Source organism: Robinsoniella sp., from assembly GCF_034124845.1.
In genome coordinates, this window is record NZ_JAWYAJ010000066.1 from 1 (window position 1) to 1,610 (window position 1,610).

The following is a 1,610-nucleotide window of genomic DNA, read 5'->3' on the forward strand; positions in this document are numbered from 1 at the left end:
AGATATTGAAGTAAATGCAGGCAGTCTGTCTGGAGGAAATCAGCAGAAAGTAGTGTTTGGAAAATGGGTGCTGAGAAAGCCTCAGATTTTTCTGCTGGATGAGCCAACCAGGGGTGTTGATGTGGGTGCAAAATATGAGATTTACAGCATAATTAATGATTTGGCAAAGAATAAATCCACGGTTTTGATTGTTTCTTCGGAGATGGAGGAACTGATGGGAATGTGCGACCGAATCCTCGTGATGAGTCATAATGTACTTACCGGGGAGCTTCAAACAGGCGAGTTCGTGCAGGAACGCATCATGAAGGCTGCAATAGGGGGTGGGAAGTAATGGCACGGACATCTCAGACAAGTAAGAGTAATAATTTTCAAAGGAAGCTGGTGGATTTATTCTGTACCTACGGTTTATATGTGATTTTTATCATCCTTCTGGTGTATTTTACAATTCAATCCAAAAATTTTCTGACGTTTAGTAATGCCATTAATGTATTGAGGCTTTCTTCAACATTGGGAATTGCAGTGGTTGGCATGTTTTTTGTGTTAATTACGGCAGGAATTGATATATCCGTATCTGCGAATATGTATTTTTCAGCGGTGGTGGGAACCACTCTATTAAACAATTTAGGCATGTCTTTGCCCGCCTGCTTTGTAGGAGCGATCTTAAGCGGTCTGCTCATTGGAGCGATTAATGGATTTTTTGTGGCAAAGTTGAAAATGGTACCTTTTATCACTACCCTAGCTACATATAGTGTTGCCAGAGGGCTGGGTCTGATGTTTACCAACCAACAAATGCTGTTTTTGGACTCCAGCGCGATGAAGTTTACGGGAGTGAAATTTTTAGGAATTCCCCTGATGGTGTATATTTTTCTGGCTGTGGTGCTGATTGGACATTTCCTCCTGACGAGAACTCAGTATGGCAGGCAGTTGTTTGCTTGCGGCAATAATCTGACAGGAGCCAATAAGATGGGAATCAATGGAACGAAAGTAATATTTCTGGCCTACCTGATCTGCGGAGCACTTGCAGGATTGGCAGGAATGATAAATGCCTGTTCCCTAAGCGTAATCAATCCTAATTTTGCCATTGGTGATGAATTTGTGGTGATTTCATCAGCTGTAATCGGAGGGGCAAGTCTATTCGGAGGAAAGGGGCGTATCCTGCCGGGTGCAATTATCGGTATTGTGATGGTGCAGGTAATTACCAATGGACTGACGATCACCGGGGCATCTGCTTATGCCTTTACCATATTCCGGGGAGTCATTATTTTTATCGCAGTTATGATGGATAGCATTAAGTTCAGCGGGGAGATTAGGTAAGAGACAAATCGTGAAAGTTATGCTATACTGAAAGAAAATGTTCGGAGGAATTTGGAAGAAATGCTAGATCGAAAGTATAACATTGAACGTCAGTCTTTGATTGTTAATCTGCTGGAGGAGAAAGGGAAGGTAAGTGTAAATGAACTTTCCGAGCTTATGAAGGTCTCAAAGGAGACGATCCGCCGGGACTTAAAGGAGATGGAAGATGCGGGCATGATACAGCGCACCCATGGAGGAGCCGTACTGTCGGAAACTTCCAAGGGTGTGAAAGAATATCCGTATTTGATGCGGGAGAT

At 43.0% G+C, this 1,610-nt stretch carries 3 protein-coding genes; all 3 read left to right on the plus strand.

Annotated elements, in window-relative coordinates:
* On the plus strand, positions 1-331 hold a 331-nt coding region (locus tag ACH2DQ_RS03325), incomplete at its 5' end, for an ATP-binding cassette domain-containing protein (RefSeq protein WP_395025574.1).
* Positions 331-1,314 carry an ABC transporter permease gene (locus tag ACH2DQ_RS03330; protein WP_394915293.1) on the plus strand — a complete coding sequence of 328 codons (984 nt, stop codon included), beginning with the start codon at positions 331-333 and terminating at the stop codon, positions 1,312-1,314. The genes ACH2DQ_RS03325 and ACH2DQ_RS03330, both read left to right, overlap by 1 nt.
* A 60-nt stretch (positions 1,315-1,374) precedes the next feature.
* Positions 1,375-1,610: DeoR family transcriptional regulator (locus ACH2DQ_RS03335; protein WP_395025579.1), on the plus strand; the 236-nt coding region annotated here is incomplete at its 3' end.

What these genes read in the sequence shown, in the direction of transcription:
- ACH2DQ_RS03330 (WP_394915293.1), top strand. Translation starts at nt 331, where the DNA reads ATGGCACGGACATCTCAGACAAGTAAGAGTAATAATTTTCAAAGGAAG.